The 20,242-nt window shown below is 42.2% G+C and carries 15 protein-coding genes; 6 read left to right on the forward strand and 9 right to left on the reverse strand.

The window, feature by feature from the left end; genetic code table 11:
• The first annotated feature begins 159 nt into the window (after window positions 1-159).
• A complete protein-coding gene (locus ACR5KR_RS22365; RefSeq protein ID WP_448268070.1) occupies window positions 160-2,424 on the forward strand; it encodes a cation:proton antiporter domain-containing protein in 2,265 nt (754 codons plus the stop codon).
• A 497-nt stretch (window positions 2,425-2,921) separates the two neighbouring features.
• Here the strand turns inward: ACR5KR_RS22365 and ACR5KR_RS22370 are convergent, their stop codons facing one another.
• From ACR5KR_RS22370 to ACR5KR_RS22395, 6 genes are all read right to left on the reverse strand, one after another.
• Complete coding sequence (locus ACR5KR_RS22370) at window positions 2,922-4,589, reverse strand: IS1634 family transposase (protein WP_448270067.1); 1,668 nt, start codon at window positions 4,587-4,589, stop codon at window positions 2,922-2,924.
• Window positions 4,590-4,971: 382 nt separating this feature from the next.
• Window positions 4,972-6,384: a TolC family protein gene (locus tag ACR5KR_RS22375; RefSeq protein WP_445630448.1), complete on the reverse strand. Its 1,413-nt coding sequence runs from the start codon at window positions 6,382-6,384 to the stop codon at window positions 4,972-4,974.
• Window positions 6,385-6,498: 114 nt separating this feature from the next.
• Window positions 6,499-7,170 carry an ABC transporter ATP-binding protein gene (locus tag ACR5KR_RS22380; RefSeq protein ID WP_445630447.1) on the reverse strand — a complete coding sequence of 224 codons (672 nt, stop codon included), beginning with the start codon at window positions 7,168-7,170 and terminating at the stop codon, window positions 6,499-6,501.
• A gap of 65 nt (window positions 7,171-7,235) precedes the next feature.
• Window positions 7,236-8,516 carry an ABC transporter permease gene (locus tag ACR5KR_RS22385; RefSeq protein WP_448268071.1) on the reverse strand — a complete coding sequence of 427 codons (1,281 nt, stop codon included), beginning with the start codon at window positions 8,514-8,516 and terminating at the stop codon, window positions 7,236-7,238.
• A gap of 22 nt (window positions 8,517-8,538) precedes the next feature.
• Window positions 8,539-10,146 (reverse strand): efflux RND transporter periplasmic adaptor subunit, encoded by a 1,608-nt coding sequence (locus ACR5KR_RS22390; RefSeq protein ID WP_448268072.1) that lies wholly within the window; start codon window positions 10,144-10,146, stop codon window positions 8,539-8,541.
• A gap of 100 nt (window positions 10,147-10,246) precedes the next feature.
• Window positions 10,247-10,738, reverse strand: a complete 492-nt coding sequence (locus ACR5KR_RS22395; RefSeq protein WP_448268073.1) for a hypothetical protein — start codon at window positions 10,736-10,738, stop codon at window positions 10,247-10,249.
• Between the two features lie 466 nt (window positions 10,739-11,204).
• On the opposite strand from ACR5KR_RS22395, the gene ACR5KR_RS22400 reads away from it, so the two are divergent.
• Complete coding sequence (locus ACR5KR_RS22400) at window positions 11,205-12,098, forward strand: tetratricopeptide repeat protein (RefSeq protein WP_448268074.1); 894 nt, start codon at window positions 11,205-11,207, stop codon at window positions 12,096-12,098.
• 199 nt (window positions 12,099-12,297) lie between these two features.
• Here ACR5KR_RS22400 and ACR5KR_RS22405 read toward each other — a convergent pair whose 3' ends face one another.
• Window positions 12,298-12,696, reverse strand: coding sequence for a response regulator (locus ACR5KR_RS22405; RefSeq protein WP_448268075.1), 399 nt, complete (start codon window positions 12,694-12,696; stop codon window positions 12,298-12,300).
• A gap of 471 nt (window positions 12,697-13,167) precedes the next feature.
• Between ACR5KR_RS22405 and gyrA the strand changes: the two genes are divergently transcribed.
• The 3 genes from gyrA to ACR5KR_RS22420 all read left to right on the forward strand — a co-directional run bounded on the left by gyrA (window position 13,168) and on the right by ACR5KR_RS22420 (window position 16,664).
• Entirely contained in the window at window positions 13,168-15,699 is a 2,532-nt protein-coding gene (gene gyrA / locus ACR5KR_RS22410; RefSeq protein ID WP_448268076.1) for a DNA gyrase subunit A, read from the forward strand.
• Between the two features lie 9 nt (window positions 15,700-15,708).
• On the forward strand, window positions 15,709-16,167 hold the full coding sequence (locus ACR5KR_RS22415) for a GNAT family N-acetyltransferase (protein WP_448268077.1): 459 nt from the start codon (window positions 15,709-15,711) through the stop codon (window positions 16,165-16,167).
• 311 nt (window positions 16,168-16,478) lie between these two features.
• The gene (locus tag ACR5KR_RS22420; protein WP_109009401.1) at window positions 16,479-16,664 is read left to right on the forward strand and encodes a chlorophyll a/b-binding protein; all 186 of its coding nucleotides are present in this window, start codon (window positions 16,479-16,481) and stop codon (window positions 16,662-16,664) included.
• 141 nt (window positions 16,665-16,805) lie between these two features.
• On the opposite strand, the gene rpoD is transcribed toward ACR5KR_RS22420, so the two are convergent.
• Entirely contained in the window at window positions 16,806-17,975 is a 1,170-nt protein-coding gene (rpoD, locus tag ACR5KR_RS22425; protein ID WP_322669476.1) for an RNA polymerase sigma factor RpoD, read from the reverse strand.
• 891 nt (window positions 17,976-18,866) lie between these two features.
• On the opposite strand from rpoD, the gene ACR5KR_RS22430 reads away from it, so the two are divergent.
• Window positions 18,867-19,049 carry a hypothetical protein gene (locus ACR5KR_RS22430; RefSeq protein ID WP_445630440.1) on the forward strand — a complete coding sequence of 61 codons (183 nt, stop codon included), beginning with the start codon at window positions 18,867-18,869 and terminating at the stop codon, window positions 19,047-19,049.
• 451 nt (window positions 19,050-19,500) lie between these two features.
• On the opposite strand, the gene ACR5KR_RS22435 is transcribed toward ACR5KR_RS22430, so the two are convergent.
• Entirely contained in the window at window positions 19,501-20,127 is a 627-nt protein-coding gene (locus tag ACR5KR_RS22435) for a fasciclin domain-containing protein (RefSeq protein WP_445630439.1), read from the reverse strand.
• Between the last annotated feature and the right edge of the window lie 115 nt (window positions 20,128-20,242).

Consider the following 20,242-nt stretch of genomic DNA (forward strand, 5'->3'; position numbering starts at 1 on the left):
GCTGCTGAACTGACAGCTGAGGGCGATCGCAGATGATAATCTTGTGGTTAATAATCACAATCACAGTTTAAGCTTCTAGACCGGTGTGTAAGTAAACATTTTCAGGATTTACTTGAACAGCCCCTTGAAAAATTTGTAATCCAACCTGTGGACGCTTATATGCAAAACCTGTCCCTAATGTTAGTGCCTGTACTCGCTGCGCAGAAAGCAGCCGGTGACGGTTTAATTAAACCTCTTGGTCATCACGAGCTGCTGTTGGTGCTAGTGCAACTGTCACTATTGCTTCTCGTAGCGCGGGGATTAGGTGAGTTGATGCGCCGGATTAACCTACCACCTGTTGTTGGAGAATTACTGGCGGGTGTGGTGCTGGGCCCTTCTTTATTTGGTTTGCTTCTTCCAGATTTACAGGCGCACATCTTTCCCAAAAGTCAAGAACAGTCTAATCTACTTTCGGTGATTTCTTGGTTAGGCGTGTTATTTTTGCTGATTGTGACTGGGTTAGAGACGGATCTCAAGCTGATTCTGCGTAAGGGTAAAACGGCTCTGTTGATTTCACTGGGCGGAATTATTGTCCCGTTTATCACCGGATTTGGACTGGGCTGGCTATTGCCAGATAGTTTTTTAGCCGACCCAGAAAAGCGATTGGTATTTAGTCTATTTATCGCCACAGCAATGAGTATTTCCGCAGTACCAGTGATTGCGAAGGTACTGATGGACTTAAACCTGATTCGCCGTGACATTGGTCAAGTCACCTTAGCTGCTGGAATGACTGACGACACCATCGGCTGGATTTTACTTTCTGTGGTTTCAGGTTTAGCTAGTAGCGGCAAATTTGACTTTGGGACAATTTTCCATTCTGTAAGCGCGGCCATATTATTTTTAGGGATCGCCTTTACAATTGGGCGTACCATCATAGACCAGATATTGCGGTGGGTTGATGACTATGTTGGTGGAATTGCCGCGAGTATGTCGGTTGTGCTGATTCTTTCGCTCTCGGCAGCAGCACTTACCCACGCATTAGGTCTAGAAGCAGCATTAGGTGCTTTCGTACTGGGGATTCTAGCAGGTCAATCCCGCCGCTTTAGCAATGAAGCTGGACACATGCTAGAAGTATTCACAGCAAGCTTTCTAGCACCAATTTTCTTTGCTTCAGCTGGCTTGAAAGTTAACTTGGAAACTCTGTTAGTCCCTAAAACGCTGATATTTGGCTTGATTGTTCTCGCTGTCGCTTGTGTGGGCAAATTTACAGGTGCTTACCTTGGTTCTCGTGCGGGCGGCTTGAGTCATTGGGAAGGTTTGGCAATGGGTTCCGGGATGAATGCTCGCGGGGCGATGGAAATTGTCGTTGCCACCATTGGTTTATCTTTGGGAGTGCTGAATCCCCAGATGTACTCGATTATTGTTATGGTGGCGATCGTTACTTCCCTAATGGCTCCACCCCTGCTGCGCTGGTGTTTGTCAAAGGTGGTTATGGGTGAAGAGGAAGCTCGACGTTTGCAACGAGAAGAACAGGATAGCCGCAGCTTTATCAAGCAGATTCACCGTATTTTAATACCGACTAGTGGTGGCCCCAACATCCAACTGGCGGCACAACTAGTCGGTTACATGGCTCACCAAAACTCGATAGAAGTTACATCTCTATATGCTCTGAGTGATAAGCAACCTCAAAGCAAAGCACGCCGGATGGAGGCAACCCAGGTAAAAGATACTGCCGCAGACCTTGCTCTAGCTGCTGTGACTGAGGAAATGCAGCTACCTGCTGATACCACCCTGCAAACAAAAACGGAGTCGGGGCGTAATAAAGCGGAGGTAATTTTGAATGAAGCAAACAAAAACTATGACTTGATTGTATTGGGAGCTTCAGAACAGATCCGCCCCCAGAAAGCATTGTTCAATTTGCTTGTCGATCGGGTTGTCCAAGAAGCACCTTGTGCAACGATGGTGGTAAAGTCGCATCTACCCCAACCGAAAGGCGAGATATGCAAAATTCCTCAACAACAGCTTAAAAAGATTTTGGTGCCAACGGTGGGGACAGAATATAGTAAAAATGCTGTAGAGATCGCAAGTACGATCGCGGCTCAAACCGGGGCATTAGTGACGATCGTTAACGTAATTAATTTGCCACAGGTTGAGTATATTCTTTACGAACAGCGATCGCTAGCTCCAGTCAAGGAAATTGCTCACGATATGCTCGAACAGCAAGCAGAAATGGGCCGCAATCTGGGTGCTGATGTCAAAACTTATATTCTTCAAGGAAGCAGTCCAGAAAAGGAAATCCTCAAGTTTGCCCAAACCGAGGAAGTTGACTTAATTATTTTAGGGAGTAGTATCCGCATGGTTACGGGTCGCGTTTTCTTCGGTCATAGAGTCGATGCAATTCTGAGTAAAGCCCATTGTCCAGTAGCGGTAATTACTGTACCTTAAGAGTGCTGAGTGCTGTTAGCGGTAGCTCGGCGTTTAGCTCGTCCTGAGTATAAACCCAGTTGGTTTAAAGCTTTGAGCAATCAACACTGTCCTAATACCAATTGGAAAAAAGAATGCGACAAATAGACCATTTGTAGAGACGCGATTCATCGCGTCTTTACCCAAGAATATGTTCCAATCATTAATTGAATTGGTATAACATATCTGACTACAGCTATACATTAGACTTCTTGCAGAAGTCGGGGAAAGGGTAAGGGGTAAGGGGAAAAGGCTCCCTAACCCACATTCCGCACCAGAACTGTCACAAAAGAAATGAGACGTAAATTTTGTAGCCAGTTTTTGACTCAAAACCAAACTGTGAAGGATGAAAAGTTAAAAATTAAGCCGGAGTGAGGAGTAAAATAAATCAGTATAAAAAATCCGGCAGAAAAAAGTAGAGTACTATCATTGAGTAACTCACAAAAATTGATAAAAATTATGCTTGATTAAAATGAAAATCAAATTAACAAATAGTAGCGCTGACAAGCGTTAGGAAAGAATTGTAATATCGATAATCTTTCATCACAGAGGTTTAATATTTGTGAGGCCCCATTAATAATTAATAAATGAATACCTTGAAAACATTGAAATATCCATCTGAGAGTCGGGCGGTATGTGAGTTTACCTAATTGGTTTTTTATTTTTTGATTTTGAGCTAATAAACTTTCACGTAACTGTCTTTGACCTAAAGTATAAATTAACAAACATAACCCCATAATCATTGATAATGCCTCAATGCGCTCCCTTGACTTAAGAAATATGCTGTCTGTCAAGAATAAAGGGTCTTTGAGAAACGCAAATCCTCTCTCACATGATTGTTGAGCTTTATATTCTTTAATCATGTCTGAGTGGCTGAGTTGGGATTCATGGATAACATTAGTTGCTAAAATAAATTTTCCCGAAGCGCGATTTTCTATTTCGATTGCCTCTTTATCCTCTTCTAGCTGCGCTGAAATTTGATAGCAATATTTCCAATCAGTCTGAGAGTTATTTTTGCTCTTAATTTGAGGCTTTAACTGTTTTTTAGATATTTTAATTTCAGTCAAACAATGATATTTTAATTGCTCTGATAGATGTAATGCCGCTTTTTTCGCATCTCGATGACAAGCAAATTCTTCATTACATAATTTCGTGAGCTTTTGATGACCATTTATTTGAGCTTGCTGAACACGGCGCATCAGCTGTTTAGAATCTGCTTTTTTGCGTTCTTGACTTTCAACTATCAGCCATCTTTGTTCGATACCAGCATAGTTACTAGACTTGACTATATATGAATAACCTGTTATTTCACTTTGGATGAAATTTTTGGAGTCTATTTCTAATAGTATTTGCTTGGCTAACCCCACTGTCAATGGTACTCTGCATAACCATTTGAGGTTTTTCATCAAATTCAGGTTTTCGGCACTATATAATGCGCTGTCTGCTACCATTAACGCATCTATATCAATATTTTCTCGAAAATTCACGAGAGTCTTCGCAAAAGTTTTCGTATCTGATTGATTTCCTGACGCTGCTTTTAAAAAGATGGGAATATCCCCATCACTACTACAGATTAACTCTATAATAAATTGTTTTAAGTCTGGTCTATGATCTCTTGAATAACCATAGGTAATACTTATTGGTTGTGGTGCTACTTCTATTTCTCTATTTTCATTCTCTGTGATTGTATTTTTTTCAAACACTACTTCTGGTAAGCCTGTTTCATATTCTCCATGTAGGTGCATTGAACTTGAATCCAAGTGCAATGATGACAACTCTACTCCATATTTTTTTACTGCTGCTAACGCTATTAGAGTGAAGATTTCACTTAATCCCTTCAAATATAATTGGTCTAATACTCTTCCTAATCTGTCATCGTTTAAATATTCTGGTAATATCCCTTCTCCTAACAGATGTTCACAGGCGTAGCCATCCATATATTTAGGAAACATATATAACGTTCCTGATACAAAACCTAACCCATTTAATATCATTGCTTTAACCGCCTGACCCCCACTTACCTTTTCTTGTGGGTGCTGTCCGAGTATTTTATTTATTTGGGATACCAGCCCTATTTCATCGATGATTCCTGCTACTATCCCCAGGTGATCTAGATTTTTTACCTCAATATTCAAGGGCAAATTCATTTTCACACTACATTCCATCAACTATTTTTAGTTTTTCATTCTGGGAAGCTTATGGAGTGCTAATTTTATTTATTTTTTGACTTTTACCCTGATTCTGGCTACTAACTTTGCTCCTGGATATTAATTGTCTCAATTTTTACTAAGATTCTTGATTTACTTACTGCTTTCTCTGTGTGCCACTTTTGGGTGCGGAATGTGGGCCTAAACCTTTCCTCTTTAACATGAGTCCCTTTCCCCCAAGAGTGCAAAAGTTACTTTTGCAAGAGGACTATTTATTTCATAAACATTGCAAAAAAGAATGTAGAGACGTAGCTATGCCATGTCTCTACAAAGGTTCTAGATAACGCATATTTAATTTCACCAGATATCTAATGATTTGGTCTTAGCGCGAAGCTCTGGATGTTACCGATCTTTGTAAATTAGCTAAAGCGCGATTGTAATCCAAAATAGCTGTAACTCGATTACCTTCTGCTCTTGTCAGGTCATTTTCAGCATCAATTACCTCTGTTTGAGTACCCACACCAGCTTGAAACCTCAACCTTGCTAAATTCAGAGCTTCCCTAGCTTGATTTAAAGCCACACTAGAAGTCTGCACATTATTTAAATTGGATTGCAATTGAGCATAGTACTGTTCTACATCAAAGCGAATTAGGTCGCGCTGACTAGCAAATTGAGTCTCTGCGATCGCAATATTAGCTCTCGACTGAGCCGCTCTTGCTCTTGCTGCTCCTCCTTCAAATAAAGTTAGATTGCCTTGAAGTCCTACTGAATAGCCATCAGTAATGCTCGCGCCATCATTATACCGATCTAGCAGATTGTAGTTGCCTACCAAACTAACTTGCGGCCCTAGCTGTGAAAGTGCCTGTCGTCGCTGTTGCTCAGAAATATTACGTTGTGCCAAAAACTGTTGCAACTCTGGACGATTTTGAAACGCTTGGACAATACTTTGCTCTACCGTCTGCGACCAAAGACCCGCTAATTGTACGGGATCTGAGGCAGTGATATCAACTGACTGCGACAAACTTAACAACGTAGCAAGCTGACGACGGGCAATTTGCTGCTGTGAGATCGCATTAGTCAGTTGTTGTTGGGCGTTTGCTAAATTCACCTGAGCTTGCAGCACATCGAACCGCGTACCCACTCCAGCCTGTTCTCTAGCTAGAGTATCCCGCAAACTTGCCTGGGCATTGATCACAGCAGACTGATTAATTCTGACTAGTTGATCTGCTTGTTGCAAATCGTAGTATTGAGTGGTCGCATTCAAGCTAATTGTCAAAGACTGACTTTCAACATTTAATTCATCTACCCGTAGCTGTTCTTCGGCGGCTCGGATAGCCGCTTGTGTGTTCCCAGAAGTATAGAGATTATAATTCAGTTGTGCTGAACCATTAAAAGAAGTGCTGGCTTGAGACGAATTGCTCTTAAAACCATTACCATTATTAGTCACACTACTGTTAATACCAAGAGTAGGAAACAAAGCAGCTTGAGACTCGCGTAGCGCTGAACGACTGCGTTCTAGCTGTAATATAGCTACCTGTAAGTCTCGATTATTGCGTTTTGCGAGTTCCAAAGCTTGTGCCAAACTGATTGGCACAGTTCCCTGAATCCTTACTTCCTCCGGTTTAGTTGGAAATTGCAGAGGGTTGGGATTGGGGTTGAGGCGATCGGGAACTTGTACAGAGCTTGAAGAATTCTGTGCTTTTAGCTCAGTTGCTGCACTTACTGCATTTGGAAGAAGAATCGCCAACGCCACAGCAACCCAGGCAGAATGCACGAAGAATAAGCTGAAATTCATAATCTAGAATAGTCATTAATTAGGTTTTTTGAGGATATAATTAAAAGTTTTCATCCTGATTGACCTAAGAGATTTAAATCTTAAATTCCTCCTCAGAAGGTTAATCTTAACAAATTAGCCGACAATCAAACCATCCTGAACTCGAATAATCTTTCTGGTTTGAGCAGCGATATCAGGTTCATGAGTGACAATCACAATTGTGATCCCTTGGTCATTAAGTTCAGTCAGTAAATTCATCACCTCATGGGAAGTTTCAGTATCTAAAGCTCCTGTTGGCTCATCTGCCAAAACTAATGCAGGTCGGTTGACCAAAGCACGAGCGATCGCTACTCGTTGTTGTTGTCCGCCAGAGAGTTGACTAGGACGGTTAGCTATACGTCCCCCTAATCCTACCCTTTCTAAGGCTTCTAATGCCCTTTCTCGGCGTTTTGGCTTGGGCAAGTTAGCGTAAACCATTGGCAACATCACGTTTTCTAACGCTGTCGCCCGCGCCAATAGGTTAAATTGTTGAAACACAAAACCTATCCTTTGGTTGCGGATATAGGCTAATTCATCATCATCAAAAGTCGTTAGGTTTCTGCCTTCAAAAATATAATTTCCAGTTGTGGGACGATCCAGACATCCCAAAATATTCATCAGCGTCGATTTACCCGAACCTGATGCACCCATAATTGAGACATATTCCCCTTCCTCAATAGAGAGTTGAATTCCCTTGAGTATGGGAACGCTAACTTCTCCCAAGTGGTAAGTTTTAGTAATGGATTCCATCCAAATCATTGTTGGCATAAGAGTTAGGAGTTAGGAGTTAGGAGTTAGGAGTTAGGAGTTAGGAATTACGAATTACGAATTATTTAGTCGCTTCTTAAAGCAGTAATTGGATCTAATTTTGCGGCGTTACGTGCTGGAATTACCCCAGCGATTAAGCCAACAGTTAACGAGAGTGCAAAGCCAGCAACGATCGACAATAAAGAAATTACAAAGGGAAATTTGAAACTGTTTGCAGCTACAAAGGCTAATAAAACGCCAGTCGCCATCCCAATACCTCCGCCGACAATGGAAATCACGATCGCTTCCGCTAAAAATTGATTAAGTATTGCCGAATTGGTTGCTCCTACAGCTTTGCGAATTCCGATTTCTCGCGTTCGCTCGACTACAGAAACTAGCATAATGTTAGCAATACCAATACCACCAACCACTAGAGAAATTCCAGCGATCGCTACCACCATGACTGTAAATAAACCCACAATACTAGTGAAGGTACTAACAATATCAGCTTGATTGGTCAGCCGAAAATCATCAGCTTGTGGCGGATAAATGTTATGACGCAGCCGTAAAAGATTGGTGACTTGAAACTGAGCGGCTTCTAACTGTTCCTGATTCGCGCCTTTAACTAAAATTCCACTTACAGAAACGCCTACTAGGGCATTATTCCCAACTAGTCTCTTGGACATACTAGTTAGAGGAATAAAAATCTGGTCATCTCGATCCATCGGCCCCTGAGCGCCTTTAGGTTCCATCACCCCAATTACTTCATAAGCCTCTCCCTGAATCCGAATTCTCTCACCGATCGGATTTACACCTTGTGCAAAGAGTGTTTTTTGAACTGTCGGGCCAAGAATCGCCAGCTGTGCGGCAATATCTAGTTCTTCTTGGGTAAAATATCTCCCTTGTTGGGGGTGAGTATTTCTGACTTCTGGGTAGTTCAAATCAGTGCCATAAATGGTTGTTGAGGTGTTCTGTCCTGCATAGACAACTTGAGCAGTCCGTTGGAGATAAGCAGAAACCAGCTGTGCTGATGGTGCTTGTGTAGCGATCGCCTTCGCATCTTCCCAGGTTAAGGTACTGCTAGAACCTACTCCTTGACGGACATTTCCGCTTCTTGCCGCACCAGCTAAAATTTGGATGACATCTGTACCCAATGCTTGGATCTGTTGCTCAACCCCTTTTTGCACTCCCTGACCGACAGAAGTAATGGCAATAACTGAAGAAATCCCAATAATCACGCCCAACATAGTTAGACCTGTGCGTAATTTGTTACTCCACAGAGTCTCTGCCGCCATTGTCAATATTTCCAGCAATGGTACTGTGCGGGTATTCTTCGCTTTATAAAAGCCCTTAAATATCTTAAACATAATGTTTTATTTAAAACTAACTTTAAGGGGAACCACCGCTTTGAGAACGACCACCCCCAGAACCGCCGCCTGAACGACTTCCGCCGCCTGCTCCTCTTCCGCCGCCACCACCGGCTCCACCTCCACCTAGACCTGGGAAAACTCCTCCTCTTGGTGTTGATTGCGGACGCGATCCTGGTGGGAAACTGAGCAATACTCTTTCGTCTCCTGTCAATCCAGACTTAACTTCGGTAAAGTTATTCGCAGTGACGCCAGTCTCAATGCGAGTGAACACAGGTCTGTTATTTTTTCCTTGCACAAACACGCCTGTAGCATTTTCTTGACGTACCACCGAGGCTGTTGGCACTACTAAAACATTTTGAACTTGACCGACTTGAAAATCTACTTCTGCATTCATCCCAGACCGCAATAGTCTTTGAGGGTCTAAAAGTGATACTCTCACTTCAAAACTGGTGACGTTTTGCTCTACTATTGCTTGGGCAGCAATTTGGCTGACTTTACCTTCAAAGGTTTTTCCTGGGTAGGCATCTGCTTTAATCGAGACTTTTTGACCAAGGCTGATTTTGGAAATATTTGTTTCCGCTAAATTGGCGACAACTTCATTTGTGGAAGCTAGAGACAAGATTGAAGAAGAAGAAGAAGAAGCTACTTCACTACTGGCAGTTGTGGGTGTTACGAAAGCACCGGGATCGGCATATTTCTTTGTCACCACACCATCAAAGGGTGCGCGAATAATCGTGTCATTGATTTCGGCTTGGATGTTTTGCAGCGAACCACGAGCCGATGTTACTTGGGCACGAGCGGCATTAATATCTTCTTGGCGCGTTCCGGCTTTCAGGAGTGCTAAAGCTTGCTGTCTCTGCTTCACTACAGCTCGTGCTTGCTCAACGTCTTCTGGACGCGATCCGGCTTTTTGCAGAGCCAGTGCTTGCTGTGCTTCATTTACATTCGCTTGGGCGCTATCGCGATTGGAGCGGTTTTGGTTAAGAGTCTGAAGGGAAATACCGCCTGCATTGTAAAGTTGCTGATTGCGGGCAAAATCATCTTCTGCTTGGCGCAGGGCGGCTTGAGCGCTTTGCAAGCGTGCCTGTGCTTGGGCAATATCTTGAGAGCGATTACCTGCGATCGCTTTTTGCAAATTCGCCTCGGCTTCGTCTAATGCTCCCTGTGATTGGGCAATATCTTGAGGGCGATTACCTGCGATCGCTTTTTGCAAATTCGCCTCGGCTTGTGCCAATTGTCCTTGAGCGGACGTAAGTTGTCCCCGGAGGTTGGAATCATCCATGTAAGCGACAATCTGTCCTTGTTTGACGATATCTCCTTCTTTTACCAATAGGCTTTTCAAGATGCCAGAATTTTTCGGGCTGAGATTGATTGACCGCTCAGGCTTCACCGTTCCGTTCGCTGAAACTGTAATTGTTAAACTCTGCCTTTCTACAGGTCTTGTCAGCACTCTGCGTCTGGCTTCTTGACGAGGAGCAACCGTTACTTGGTAATAAACGGCATAGCCAATTCCACCCAAAAGGCAAAGAGCAATTAGCCAAGAGAGCCAATTACGTCTGACCTTTTTTTTCTTTATCTCTGGAACTAAAACTGATGAATCTACGGTATTTGGTGTATCAATTTTCATATCATTTTGTCTATAAGGAACGGCTACCGAGCTATTTATTCACGGCTAAAACTATAGCCTGGTAGCCTAATACTGACAATGATTTTGAGTTTTTAGGGTTTTAAAGGTTTATTTGCAGTACCAATCCACTAGGAAGTCTGAAGTAATCATCATGCACTCTTACTAATCTCCCAGCAGGAACAATTTCCTGATTGGGAAGCAGAATATCTCCGTTAGGAAGTCTGAAGTAACCTCGATCGCGCAGTCTGACTACGGATCTAGCAGGAATAATTTGCCCATTGGGATATCTGATATCACCATTACCAAGTCTGACTACTCTGCTATAGGATTGGTTGTCACGATTCCAATTATCCCGATCTCTAGGGTTTCTGACTTCTACAGGATAGGATCTGCGATCGCGGTTCCAATTATCCCTGTCTCTAGAGTTTCTGACTTCCCTAGAATTGGATCTGCCGTCGCGGTTCCAATCTTGATCGCGATCGCCACCAACGTAGACTTTCGTCTGGGCACTTGCAGGCGCAGTCAAGAGAGTAGGAACAACGATCAGGGCAGCAGCAGCTAATACAATCGATATCCGGTTTGGTTTCAACATAGAATTGACTCCTTATTTACATTAAAGTTCTATTCTGTCGATCTATGGATTAAGCAATCTTAGACAGTTGCTTTTTTTGATATCAAAGTGTTTAATATTTACCTCATCGTATAAATTCATACATAATAATTATCATTCAAAACATCAAAATTGATGTATGACCAAAGTCATTAGTAATTCCAGACTGATGTATGACCAAAGTCATCAATTATTGGGTATGGGGCGTTAGGAGTGCTGAGTGCTGAGTGCTGAGTGCTGAGTTAGGAGTTAGGAGTTAGGAGTTAGGAGTTAGGAGTTAGGAGTTTTGTTTATCTCCTTGTCTCCCTTGTCTCCCTTGTCTCCCTGCTCCCCTGCTCCCCCTGCCTCCTGCCTTCTGCCTTTCTTTGTAAGATTTTGCTACCGTCAACAGCGCAGATCGTTTAAGCTAGCTGAAAGATTCTTTGATTAGTGGCTTAAAGGCGGTAATGTGCCTAAACATATTCGTTTGATTTCTTTTCTAATGGTGTGTAGTTTATGGAGTATGCCAAAAGCCGCTAACGCGCAGGCATTAATACCCCATACACTGCAACTAGATGCGACAAAGTTAGAAAAACAGGGATTGAGCTTGGCACAAGAGGCGGCTCAACTAGCTCAGTTTCAACAGGTTGATTTAGCTTTGCCACGAGCGCGGCTGGCTAGTCAACTCGCTCCTGGGAATGATAAAGTGTGGTTGCTCTTAGGTGGATTGCAGTTGCAATCCAAAGAATTTGATGGGGCGATCGCTAGTCTGAAAAAAGCGCAATCTCTCAACCCCAAAAATGGTGATATTTTGTTTGCTTTGGGTTCAGCGAATTTTCAGCAGAAAAATTACCAGGCTGCTGTTGTCAATTATCAAGATGGTTTGAAGTTAAAACCCAACGATCCAGAGGGTTTATTTGATTTGGGTAATGCTTACTATTTGCTGGGTAAATTGCCAGATGCGATCGCCCAGTACGATAAAGCCGTCTCCCAAGATAAAAAATTCTGGCCCGCGCTCAACAATATTGGCTTAATCAACTACGAACAGGGTAATATCCCCGAAGCGATTAAGCGATGGCAATCTGCTGTAACCCTTGAAAAACAAGCCGCAGAACCTTTATTGGCCTTAGCCGTGGCACTGTATACTAAAGGCGATCGCCAACAAGGACTAACCTTGGGAGAAGCTGCACTCCGTATCGATTCGCGCTATGCTAATTTGAATTTCCTCAAAGAAAATCTCTGGGGCGATCGTCTACTGTCTGATACGAAAAAATTCCTAGAATTACCACGTATTCAAGCAGCCATACAGCAACGAGAAAACTCATCATCAGCGCCTACGCCTAGAAAACAGCCGACTCAATAGGAGTTAGAAGTTAGGAGTTAGGAGTTAAAAGTTAAATATTTCAACTCCTCACTCCTCACTGATAACTCTTAACTCTCCTATTACCACTTGCCTAACAGTACCTTTTCGTAGTACATCTATACTAGATAAATACAGGAATTAGTTGCCCAAAAACATTGGCAAGCAAGTATTCCTGAAAATAAGTCGTTAATTCTCAGTGTTAGTCTGTGGGTAGAAGTGCGATGATTTGGTCAACGAACTGTTGATGGTCAACAACTGGCTTAGAAATGTAGCCATCAGCACCGCTTTGCTTGAGAAAGTTCTCGCGATCGCCTTCCATAGCATGTGCTGTCACCAGAATCACAGGTAAGTTTGCTGTTTTTGGATCGGATTTTAACATTTGTGTAATCTTAATTCCATCAACAGACTTGCCTTGGTAAACACTTCTGGAGAGAGAAACATCCATCAAAATCAGGTCGGCTTCTCCTAATTGGGCAATTTTGATGACTTCTTCGACATTCTCAGTGTGTTTTACGCCCAAGCCACCACGCTTGGACAAAATTTTGGAAAAAACACGAGCATTAATTAGATCGTCTTCGACAATTAAAACAGTTTTCATGAGAATTTTAGTTATAGAGGTGAAGAGATTCAAGAATTCCAGAATACAAAATTAAAGATTTGCAATCATGATGAAAAGAAGTCAGAAGACAGAATTCAAAATACAGAATACCCCAACACTCAAGTCAGGGGTAAGAGTCATGGAAAGAATTTTTTCTTTACGCGCGTTTAAAATCGCTTGCTCTAAACCTGAATTTTCTATCCAGTCCCACAAAATCCATTTTGAATTCTGTCTCCCGAATTATAAATTTTTCTTCGGTAAGTATCATGGCTACTAAGTTTATGTAGATTATACTCGTGTGCATCCTTTTTAATAGTCAATGTGCATCTTCGTCATAAGGATGATACTACTGCTTTTTCTTCTGTGACTATCAAAATTTTGTTATGAATCTCATTTCATCCGTTATGCTGTGGTTGCCGCAGTGTTGAGTTCCATCGGCTTTTGTGTAGTTAAATTTCAGGGAAAAAACTCATGGCAAAACAGTTAAACCTTCTCTCAACGGGACAGGTAATTCCAACAGCCCTGCATACCGAGATGCAACGGTCTTATCTAGAATATGCCATGAGCGTGATTGTCGGGCGAGCGCTACCAGACGTGCGTGATGGCTTAAAACCAGTGCATCGGCGCATTTTGTATGCAATGCACGAACTCGGTTTGGTACCAGATAGACCTTATCGAAAATGTGCTCGTGTAGTGGGTGATGTGTTGGGTAAATACCATCCCCACGGCGACCAATCAGTTTACGATGCCTTAGTCAGACTAGTGCAGGATTTTTCTAGCCGCTATCCCTTGCTGGCAGGACATGGTAACTTTGGCAGCGTCGATAATGACCCGCCAGCAGCAATGCGCTACACAGAAACGCGCCTCGCACCGATCAGCCATGAGGGAATGCTGACAGAAATTGGTGAAGAAACTGTGGAATTTGTCGGTAACTTTGATAATTCCCAGCAAGAACCAACAGTGTTACCTGCTCAGTTGCCGTTTCTGTTACTTAATGGCTGTTCTGGTATTGCTGTGGGAATGGCGACAAATGTACCACCCCACAATTTGGGGGAAGTTGTTGATGGGTTAATTGCTTTAATCGACAACCCAGATTTGCCAGATGAAAAATTATTTGAGCTAATTCCAGGGCCAGATTTTCCCACTGGTGGGGAAATAGTTGGTGAAACGGGAATTCGGGAAGCATATACCACAGGTAAAGGTGGAATTCTGCTGCGGGGAGTCGCAACTGTAGAGGAAATTCCCGCCGCTAGGGGAAGCAAGCGCCGGACGGCAATTATCATTACAGAATTGCCTTATCAAGTGAATAAGGCTGCCTGGATTGAGAAGGTAGCGGACTTAGTCAATCAAGGACGCTTGCAAGGAATTTCCGATCTTCGGGATGAGAGCGATCGCGAAGGGATGCGGGTGGTAATTGAACTCAAACGCGATACCAATCCCCAAGAAGTTCTCCAGCATTTATATCAGCAAACTGCTTTACAAATGACTTTTGGGGCGATTCTGCTGGCAATCGTAGATGGACAACCCCGCCAGTTAAGTTTGCGTCAACTGTTGCAGGAGTTTTTGAGATTCCGAGAAGAGACACTGAACCGTCGTTACAATTACGAGTTGGGTAAGGCCCAAAATCGCGTGCATTTGGTAGAAGGTTTGCTGAAAGCGCTGTCTAATTTGGATGAGGTAATTCAAATCTTGCGCCAAGCTCCCGATGGGAGTACGGCAAAAATTAACCTTTGTAGCCGACTGGATTTGAGTGAGGTACAAGGAGATGCAATTCTCGCTATGCCGTTGCGTCGCCTCACTAGTTTAGAACAGCAAAATTTGCAGCAGGAATTTGAGCAGATCAGCGAACAAATTAGCTTATTGGAGCTATTACTGAGCGATCGCCGCGAATTATTGAAGGCGCTGAAAAAAGATTTGCGATCGCTTAAGCGCAAGTACAGCGATCCCCGGCGAACGAAAATTGCAGAGGAGCAAAAGTATAAGGTAGAGGAGCAGAAAGGCAGAGGGGCAGAGGGGCACAGAAGCAAAGGGGTAGAGGAGGAAGAACTTAAATCTTCAGAACCAGTAGAGGAAGCGATTTTAGAATTTACCCAACGGGGTTATGTCCGCCGCACCCAACCATCTGCGAGAAAGTCAAAAGCTGAAAATGGTCTGCACGATAATGACTTCATTATCCAAACTGTGTTGACTGACACAGGGAAAGACTTGCTAATACTAACTGGTGGCGGCAAAGTGTATCCGGTGAATGTGGGAGAAATTCCCCTAACTACTGGGCGTTCTCCACGAGGAAAACCTTTGATCACTATGCTCAGTAGTACTGCTCAAGGCACTCAAGAAGCTGTTGTCAGCCGCTTTTTGCTGCCGGAAAATCTCGAAACTAGACAGATGATTCTCTTAACGAAACAGGGAAGAATTAAGCGTCTGTCTCTGGGAGAATTCACTAACCTGACTCGGCGCGGCATCACGATTTTGAAGCTCAAAGACGATGATGAATTGTCATTTACCCAGTTCGCCAAACCAGGGGATCATCTGATTTTAGCTAGTTCCGGTGGGCGAATGTTGCGCTTTGCAGTTAATGATGAACAATTGCCGATCATGGGACGCACAGCAATGGGTTTACAAGCATTTCGACTATTGAGAAATCAGCAAATGGTTGGCTGTGTCACTGTCGGTAAAGATGACCAACTGCTGCTAGTTACTCAAGAAGGATATGCCAAGCGGATGGCTGCGAGTCAGTTAAGAGCGGCTAATCGCGGTGATTTAGGCACGCAAGCGCTGAAATTTGCTAGCAAAACTGACAACTTAGCTGGTATGGTCATGGCGATGCCTTCGGCGGGCTACGCCAACGCATCTGGCGAAATAGCTTTAGTAACGAATAAGGAGCGGGTCGTGCGGATACCTGTGGAAACAGTGCCGCTCTTAGGTAGGGATGTCAAAGGTGAAAGCATCCTCCAACTCAACCGCGATGAAAAAATCATCACCGTGGCGGAAGTGCGATCGTAAATTAGGGTGATGTTCAACTTGCGACAAGCCAACTTGCAGGATTTAGAGGCGCTAATCCAACTGCGTCTCGAACTCCTGCGGGAAGCTGGCGATATTAAAGCTGATGACACCACAAACCTAGCAGAAGCAACTCGAAAATATCTTGGCGAAAAAATACCGACGGGTGAGTTTTTAGCTTGGGTAGCTGAAGTGAATAACCAAATTGTTGCCACTAGCGGCTTGGTATTTTTTCAACGACCCCCTTACAACGGCAATTTCTCAGGCTTAGAAGCTTACCTTATGAACATTTATACAATTCCGATGTGGCGAGGACAGGGAATTGCAACAGCTTTATTAAAAGAAGTTATTAACTTTGTGAGAGCAACTGAGGCAAAACGCCTCTGGCTTCACGCCACTGAGGATGGTAAACATATCTACGAGAAGCTTGGTTTTGTCTCGACTGCAAAAGAAATGGAAATTGTCTGGTAGTCACTTAAATTATCAATAATTTTTCTATTTTAAAAGGCAAAATATATTTAAAATCAAGCGATTTAATTAAATTAATTGACAAATAATCTCAACAGTATAAAATTATTTATAAAGCTAAAAGTCTGAATCACATTTCTTTTACCTCAGAAACTCTTACTGAAGGCTGATGTTTTAGTCTGTATAAATAGCTATTTCTATTTATGTCAAGCTATAGAAACAAAAATATAAAAAATGTTGTCTTTATGAAAATATTTGTTATATTAGTTTACATAAGGCAATAAACATTAAAAATTGAATTTGGAGTTCTAACCATGACAAATGCAACCACAACAAAAGTCACTACTCCCGTAATTGAAGATCGCAACGCTTGGCGTTGGGGCTTTACCCCACAAGCAGAAATTTGGAACGGTCGCTTGGCAATGATTGGCTTTTTAGCAGCCGTTTTGGTTGAGCTTTTTTCTGGTCAAGGCTTTCTACATTTTTGGGGCATCCTATAATAAGTTTTAATATTTAAGATGACCTATAAATAAAAAAACCTGGAGTGCTAATTCACTACCAGGCTTTTATTTTTTGTCATTTGTTAGTTGTCATTTGTCATTTGTTTATTCACTAATGACCAATGACTAATGACTAGTTGACTACCGAATATATTCCTTGAGAACGCTGTTACGATTTGGATGGCGTAACTTGCGGAGTGCCTTCGCCTCAATTTGACGAATCCGTTCGCGGGTGACGTTGAAAATCTGACCGATTTCCTCAAGGGTTTTCATCCGACCATCATCCAAGCCGTAACGCAGTCTGAGGACATCACGTTCGCGGGGGCTGAGACTGTCGAGGACTTTTTCAAGGTCTTCGCGCAGAAGATTTTTGGAAACTTGGTCTTCTGGTGTCTCACCATCGGATTCAATAAAATCGCCCAATCGAGAATCTTCTTCTTTACCAATTGGCGTTTCTAATGAAATTGGTAACTGGGCAGATTTCGCAATAAATCGCAACTTCTCAATGGTCATTTCCATGCGAGTGGCGATTTCTTCTTCAGTGGGTTTGCGACCCATTTCTTGAGATAGTAACTTGGTAGTTTTCTTAATCCGAGAAATGGTTTCGTAAAGGTGAACTGGAAGCCGAATTGTGCGGGATTGATCTGCGATCGCGCGGGTAATTGCTTGACGAATCCACCATGTAGCGTATGTAGAAAACTTATAACCTTTTTCGTGGTCAAACTTTTCAGCGGCACGAATCAAACCGAGACTGCCTTCCTGAATTAAGTCCTGGAACGACAAACCACGATTCATGTATTTCTTAGCAATTGAAACTACAAGACGGAGGTTAGATTGCACCATCTTGTCTTTCGCCCGACGACCAACATGGAGGCGATAACGAAAGGCTGGTAGTGGCAGTTGTACTGCTTCTGCCCATTCACTATCTCGAGGATCGCGATCTAATTGCTCCGAGAGTCTTTCGCGTACTCTCTCTAATTCCAGCAAATCGGCTATTTTCCGCGCCAATTCAATTTCTTCGTCTGCCCGCAACAGACGAATTCTACCAATTTCTTGCAAGTAAAGCCGAATTGAATCTTCTGTGTAATGCTTTTTCTTGCTTTGTGTCCGACGACGCGATTTAGCGGCTTTTCCAGACTTTGCGTCGTCCTCATCAGACTGAGGCTCTAAAAATTCCTCGTCACCTTCATCTACGATCAGCAAGTCCTCTTCATCGTCTATTAAGAGTTCTTCTAACTCGAGCTCAGGCTGATTCATTATTTCTAGGTCAGGCTGATATATGCTTTCGAGTACGTTGTTAGCCTGGTTCATGCCGCGTTCCTCATGCTCCTTGCAGAATCAATTACTCAAGATGTGTTTACTGCTCTTTTAAACGAGCCAATTGCCAACCGAAAATAAACTTTTTGGCAGATTTGCCAGAGATATTTTCAGAGGTTTTAGACCTCCGGTAGGAGGGTTTTTACTTTAGTTTAAGCAACTACTAAAGGTGACTTGCTCACTTTAGTAAATGTTATATGTGTTGCTATCACATATTGCTTTCAACTAACTGGTCAAAAGAAAGACTCGCCTTTATCAAAAAATTTACCACTCTATACAAATGAGTTCATACTGTTGGCAGATTTTTGTATAAAGACTCTTCCGATTGTAGCCTGTTTCACAGAATTTGCACTCTTTTTGTGTATTAATCATGAATTCATTAAGCAACTTTTAGCTACTTTTACCAAAAAGACATTGAAAACGGGATTTATACCCTGGAATTTTTTCTCCACTTTTCGGAATTGCAGTGACGCTCTTATTACATTACGAAGTAAGTACGCTTGCTTATGCCGAATTTCATGTATTTTACACAACATTAATTACTGAGAAAGAGTGCAATATACGTTAACTCAGACTATTCGTCTTAACTACCCATTTTTACATTTCCTTCATAAATTAAGCATCCCTTAGACTAAAACGGGTATTGTCCTTGGGTAAATACAACAACCGTGGTGGTGCTTGCCTGAAAGCAGTTAACCTTTTACGTACTACCTACCTTAACTGAGGAGTTGAGGCGGTGGCAAAATCGACCCGATCGAAGATCGATTTAGGTTTACTAATTCGGTCTTATTCACACGTTAGCGCACTGTGGTGATTTCAGCCCTATGAAACTTGACAAACTTTTTTTATTGTATACAAGGATATTTTAATCAATTCAAAAACAATTTGTCCTGCGAACTTGCCAATCTCATCTTACTTTTAGGCAAAAGTACATTAGATACATACAAGAAGATCGCGATCGCCACAGCACTACATGAAGATATTAACAAGTTTTCAGCCTTCTGGTGTGTACTTCCAACAGCTATTATCTCGAACACAGAAAATCCAGCAGATTACCTGATGATTTAGTTACAAAATTTTTTTACGTAAATTAAATGTAAATTTAAATACTTTAGCTTCGGTAATTTACTGTCATCTAATGATGAGAAATCCTCAAAATACTTATTAATTGCTGTTGGATAGATGATATTTAGTTATTTCCTTAAAGCATAACAAATGTGTTTCTAGCTAGTGGTTCAAATTAATCAGCGAGTCAGAGCAAAAAGTATTATCTGGACTAGCTTTCCAATAGAGTTGGTAGTTTTGCTAACATTTGAGCATTGATTGTTTCGACAATATTGACAATTGGTAAATTATATGGCTCTACAAGCAGAAAAATTGAAGTATTTGTAATTTTTGTAGTGTAAACTTATCACTTGTATGACAAGTCAAATTAATTTTTTTAATTGATTATTAGAGATTAATTCAAAATCAGAGTGGCTTTCAAAGTTGAAAACTGGAGACTATGAACTTTGCAAAACTAGCGTGGTGTTGGGGTGGTGTTTAGACTTGCAGGAAAATTAGGTGGCACAAGTACCTGGTCAACTACATGAACAATGCCGTTACTAGCTGGGATGTCTGGCTGAGTCACTTTAGCGTTGTTGACTGTGATTGAGTTGCTGGCGCGATCGACTGCGATTTTAACCGGACTACCCTCAACTGTTTTAACTTCTCCAGATGTCAATTGCTGCGAGGTAATTCCTCCAGGTATGACGTGGTAGGACAGAAGCTTGACTAATTGTTGTTTGTTTGCTGGTTGTAAGAGTTGGTCTAGAGTAGCTTTTGGTAAAGCAGAGAAAGCAGCGTCAGTAGGTGCAAATACTGTATAAGGGCCTGGTGTAGCCAATTGTTCAGTTAATCCGGCAGCTTGCACTGCTTGAATGAGAGTTTTAAACTGTCCTTGATTAGCTGCTGACTTTGCTAATTCTGCTAAATTTTGGGTGGCAATAGTGGGAGTAGGAGTTGGCGTGACGGGCAAGACAGTTGTTGAAGGGACAGTTGCTGTAGGAGTTTCTACAACAGGTTGAGCGCAGGCAGACAGAGCAACTAAGCTACCGATGCCAATAAAATTGAACAATGTTCCTACTATGCCTTTGCTCACTCTCATAGCTTTGTGTAGAATCCAGTTAAATAAGGAATTATTAACAATAGTTAATGAATTTGTGGATATAGTCACTCATCTAACGACATAATTTGTAGTAAAAATATTAATACAACAAGTT

It is taken from the genome of Nostoc sp. DSM 114159, from assembly GCF_053470285.1.

Coding starts and splice junctions, on each gene's coding strand:
- ACR5KR_RS22365 (WP_448268070.1), top strand. CDS start 160: ATGCAAAACCTGTCCCTAATGTTAGTGCCTGTACTCGCTGCGCAGAAA.
- ACR5KR_RS22370 (WP_448270067.1), bottom strand. CDS start 4,589: ATGAATTTGCCCTTGAATATTGAGGTAAAAAATCTAGATCACCTGGGG.
- ACR5KR_RS22375 (WP_445630448.1), bottom strand. CDS start 6,384: ATGAATTTCAGCTTATTCTTCGTGCATTCTGCCTGGGTTGCTGTGGCG.
- ACR5KR_RS22380 (WP_445630447.1), bottom strand. CDS start 7,170: ATGCCAACAATGATTTGGATGGAATCCATTACTAAAACTTACCACTTG.
- ACR5KR_RS22385 (WP_448268071.1), bottom strand. CDS start 8,516: ATGTTTAAGATATTTAAGGGCTTTTATAAAGCGAAGAATACCCGCACA.
- ACR5KR_RS22390 (WP_448268072.1), bottom strand. CDS start 10,146: ATGAAAATTGATACACCAAATACCGTAGATTCATCAGTTTTAGTTCCA.
- ACR5KR_RS22395 (WP_448268073.1), bottom strand. CDS start 10,738: ATGTTGAAACCAAACCGGATATCGATTGTATTAGCTGCTGCTGCCCTG.
- ACR5KR_RS22405 (WP_448268075.1), bottom strand. CDS start 12,696: ATGAAAACTGTTTTAATTGTCGAAGACGATCTAATTAATGCTCGTGTT.
- gyrA (WP_448268076.1), top strand. CDS start 13,168: ATGGCAAAACAGTTAAACCTTCTCTCAACGGGACAGGTAATTCCAACA.
- ACR5KR_RS22415 (WP_448268077.1), top strand. CDS start 15,709: ATGTTCAACTTGCGACAAGCCAACTTGCAGGATTTAGAGGCGCTAATC.
- ACR5KR_RS22420 (WP_109009401.1), top strand. CDS start 16,479: ATGACAAATGCAACCACAACAAAAGTCACTACTCCCGTAATTGAAGAT.
- rpoD (WP_322669476.1), bottom strand. CDS start 17,975: ATGAACCAGGCTAACAACGTACTCGAAAGCATATATCAGCCTGACCTA.
- ACR5KR_RS22435 (WP_445630439.1), bottom strand. CDS start 20,127: ATGAGAGTGAGCAAAGGCATAGTAGGAACATTGTTCAATTTTATTGGC.